Here is a 3,896-nt window from a genome sequence, read left to right as displayed (position 1 = left end):
CACCGGATTATCAGTATGGCAAATGAACGAAAGACTGAAGGGTTGGTACGGGATCAATTAAGGGCTCTTGGTTATTATGAGCCAGATAATGGAATTAGTATTGAAGAACAAAAATCAGAAATATCTAAAGTTAAGTCTTTGTTATCTAAGGCAAGTAAGAATGCTAAAGGGAATGCTGGATATCCTGAATTTATTATTTCTAACTTGAAAGATACTGCATTTCTGATTGTTTTTGAGTGTAAACATGATGTGAGAAAGCACGAAAGCCAGGCCAGAAATAAGCCTGTTGAATTTGCTGTTGATGGTGTTTTGCACTACGCCAAACATCTGGCAAAGGACTATACCGTTGTTGCTGTTGCAGTCAGTGGTGAAACACGTAGTTCAATGAAAATCTCCAGTTTCTTGGTTCCAGCAGGAACAACAGAAACGAAAATTCTTACCAATGAATCAGGTATTCCAGTGATGGAGCTGCTTCCATTTGATGATTATTACCGACTGTCTTCTTTTGATCCTGATGTAGCGAAAAAACGACATTCCGATCTGCTTGCGTTCTCTCGGGAGCTTCATGAACTCATCTGGGCGAAAGCAAAAGTATCGGAAGAAGAGAAACCCCTGTTGGTAAGTGGCACTCTTATCGCACTGATGAATACTACGTTCATGAAGACATTTGACAGCCTGCCGGCAGGAGAGTTACAAGATGCCTGGCTAGGGGCGATTAAAAAGGAATTGGATAAAGCGGAGATACCTCAGGCGAAAAAAGACACAATGTTACAACCATATTCAACGATTGCTGTACATCCTAACCTTGGTAAACCTGATACCAGAACAGCAAAAGAATATCCTGATGGTGTTTTCAAAGAAATTATTTCACGTATTTGCGATAACGTTTGGCCATATATAAATGTCTACCATGATTTTGATGTTGTAGGCCAATTTTATGGCGAATTTTTGAAGTATACAGCAGGTGATAAGAAAGCATTAGGAATCGTGCTAACACCACGGCACATAGCAGAGCTTTTTTCTCTCATAGCTAATGTTACACCAGAATCGAAAGTGCTCGATATTTGCGCGGGAACGGGCGGTTTTTTGATATCTGCTATGCAACATATGTTAAAGCAAGCTATTACTGAAGAACAGCGTATCGACATTAAAAAGCATCGGCTTATCGGGATAGAAAATAGCCCAAAAATGTTTGCGTTGGCAGCATCTAATATGATTTTACGTGGCGATGGTAAGGCGAACCTACATCAGGCAAGTTGTTTTGATGATGTCATCGTTAAAGCCGTGAAAAAAATAAAGCCCAATGTTGGAATGCTTAATCCTCCGTATGCCCAATCTAAGAGCGATGCTGAATTACATGAGCTCTATTTTGTTAAGCAGATGCTCGATTGCCTCGAACTGGGATCTCTGGGGATAGCTATTGTCCCCATGTCGTGTGCCATTTCTCCTAATCCTATTCGTGATGAGTTGATGAAATACCATACTCTTGATGCTGTGATGTCAATGCCTCAGGAGTTGTTTTACCCAGTAGGAACGGTGACCTGCATTATGGTCTGGATTGCTGGAAAACCTCATGTAAAAGCAGACCGAAAAACATGGTTTGGTTACTGGCGTGATGATGGTTTTGTTAAGACTAAGCATAAAGGAAGAATAGACTTGAATGATACATGGTCTGGTATAAGAGAGCGATGGATCGAGATGTATCGTAATCGCGAAGTTCACCCAGGAGAAAGTGCTACATACAAAGTTTCAGCAACTGATGAATGGTGTGCTGAGGCTTACATTGAAACTGATTACTCCTCGTTAACGAAAGAAATATTTGAGCAAGACCTTAAAAGGTATCTGCTTTTTAATTTAATGCTAGATGTGCAAATTAATCCGGCATTAGAAGGAGGGGAACATGAAATTGAGTGATCTTTTTTATATTAGAAATGGTATCGCCAGCAATAATGTTGAGGTGTTAGCGCAACCTGTCATCGACTCTGTACCTTATATCAGGCCAGCAAGTACGCAACAAAGGACCATTGCTGGTTGGGTTAAAAAAGCTGCTATTAAGCCAAATCATATTTATCCAAGAGGAACTATATTCGTTTCAACAGACGGTGAAGGAAGTCATACGTACTCATATGTTTCAGACTTTGATTTTGTGCCTAACAGTAATGTTTCGGTTTTATTACCCAAAAGAGAAATGGCTCTTCAAGAGAAAATATTTTATGCTCATTGCATTACTATGAACCGCTATCGTTTTTCTTATGGGCGAAAACCTAAAGGAGAACGACTTGGAAAGATAAATGTTCCTGAAAGGGCTCCAGAATGGATTCCTGAACTGGGTAATATATCTATTTTTGATTCAATAAATAAATTTAAAGAAGATAAAAGTATATATATAGAAAAAAGTCAGAAGTTGGAATTGGCTCGTATCCAGGATTTGTTTGATGTCCGTTATGGTCATTCTTTGGAGTTAAATAGACTTAGATTATTGAGTAAAGGTGAGGGAGGTATTCCATTTGTATCAAGGAAAATGGGTGATAATGGGATTTCCTCTTATGTGGCACCGATTGATTCGATATCTCCTATGCCCGCTGGAGAATTAACATGTGCTTTAAGTGGTAATGGTGTGTTATCTACTTTTTATCAGGAAACCCAATTCTATACAGGGTTTCATGTGGCCTGTCTTCGTCCGTTATTTGAAATGTCTCGCGAGGAATTATTATATTATTGTTCATGTATATGGCAGAATCGGCATAAATTTAGTTATGGACGGCAGGCTAACCGAACGCTGAAGGATTTATTGGTGCCATCAAGAGACTCAATTCCTGGTTGGGTTTATGGCACCTTATCTAGAGTAACTGAAGAGGTTATAAGTAATTCAGCGTATTAAATATTATGAAGTATCATTAATGCATTACCCACATATTCACGGGAAAATAAGCCAGTGAATGCCAGCCAAAGGGGCTAGCGAATGAGAACGATCGGTGAGTATTGGAGCCAGATTTGGACTGATTTTTATCAGTAGATCAGGTGGTGAGTCATTTCGGCGTGAGAGCCGCCTTGACGCTAATTTTCCTCAGCAAGCTATCGAACTGGCTTAGAACCTCAGGGATTTTGAGATTTTTGGCCAGTTCGTGAGCCAGAGCCGTGATTGTTTTCTTCCATAAATCAACCTGTTTTGATGTTGAATAGAACATATCAAAATCAGGCAATTACACAAATCAATGTACGGGCCCCATTCAGTAGATTACTTAATCTTTTCAACGTTACGTTTTGGCTCTCAATTTTCTGCCTACGGGGAATTTTCGATATAAGGTATCTACCGCTACGTCATAAATTAGTGCCACCTGTTGTCGCGGGACGCCATTAGCTAGAAGATGTCCGGCTTGCGCCCATTGCTCAGGCGTTAGCTTAGGTTTGCGTCCGCCGATGCGCCCTTTAGCTCTGGCGGCGGCCAAACCTGCGCGGGTTCGTTCGATAATAAGTTCTCGCTCCATTTCAGCCATCGCACCCATAATGTGAAAAACAAACCTTCCCATTGGCGTGGCGGTATCTATGGAGTCGGTTACGCTACGAAAATGAATCCCTCGTTGTTGCAACGTGTCCATTAGTTTGACGAGTTGTCTCATACTGCGTCCCAATCGATCCAGTTTCCACACCGCGAGCGTATCACCTTCCTGTAATGCCTTCAGAGCACTATTGAGTTTCGGTTTTTTCTCTGTAGTCCCACTGATTTTCTCTTCAAATATCTGCTCACATCCTAACCGTTCTAGCGCTTCACGTTGTAAATCGGTGTTTTGGTCATTTGTTGATACCCTGACATAGCCTATTAACACGCCATTTCCTCCTCTCAAAAGGAAGGAGAATGCCAGATCGCCCGATAACGCTCATCTGCGTAATTGTTG

The 3,896-nt window shown here is 41.0% G+C and carries 3 protein-coding genes and 1 pseudogene; 2 read left to right on the top strand and 2 right to left on the bottom strand.

The window, feature by feature from the left end:
- Positions 1-15: 15 nt before the first annotated feature.
- On the top strand, positions 16-1,914 hold the full coding sequence (locus tag ACKPVM_RS20335; RefSeq protein ID WP_409311564.1) for an HsdM family class I SAM-dependent methyltransferase: 1,899 nt from the start codon (positions 16-18) through the stop codon (positions 1,912-1,914).
- Positions 1,901-2,881, top strand: coding sequence for a restriction endonuclease (locus ACKPVM_RS20330; protein WP_409311566.1), 981 nt, complete (start codon positions 1,901-1,903; stop codon positions 2,879-2,881). Before ACKPVM_RS20335 ends, ACKPVM_RS20330 begins: the two co-directional genes overlap by 14 nt.
- A gap of 82 nt (positions 2,882-2,963) precedes the next feature.
- Here the strand turns inward: ACKPVM_RS20330 and ACKPVM_RS20325 are convergent.
- Together ACKPVM_RS20325 and ACKPVM_RS20320 are read right to left on the bottom strand one after the other, a co-directional pair.
- Positions 2,964-3,188, bottom strand: a pseudogene (locus ACKPVM_RS20325) (hypothetical protein); the annotation flags it as partial.
- A gap of 69 nt (positions 3,189-3,257) precedes the next feature.
- Complete coding sequence (locus ACKPVM_RS20320; protein WP_409311565.1) at positions 3,258-3,827, bottom strand: recombinase family protein; 570 nt, start codon at positions 3,825-3,827, stop codon at positions 3,258-3,260.
- Positions 3,828-3,896: the final 69 nt, after the last annotated feature.

The sequence above is a fragment of the Pectobacterium hainanensis genome (genome assembly GCF_046237015.1).
GTDB lineage: Bacteria > Pseudomonadota > Gammaproteobacteria > Enterobacterales > Enterobacteriaceae > JBJYIN01.
The sequence above is the reverse complement of the archived record's forward strand: the minus strand, read 5'-3'. Positions and strand labels throughout refer to the sequence as shown.

Coding starts and splice junctions, on each gene's coding strand:
- ACKPVM_RS20330 (WP_409311566.1), top strand. CDS start 1,901: ATGAAATTGAGTGATCTTTTTTATATTAGAAATGGTATCGCCAGCAAT.
- ACKPVM_RS20335 (WP_409311564.1), top strand. CDS start 16: ATGGCAAATGAACGAAAGACTGAAGGGTTGGTACGGGATCAATTAAGG.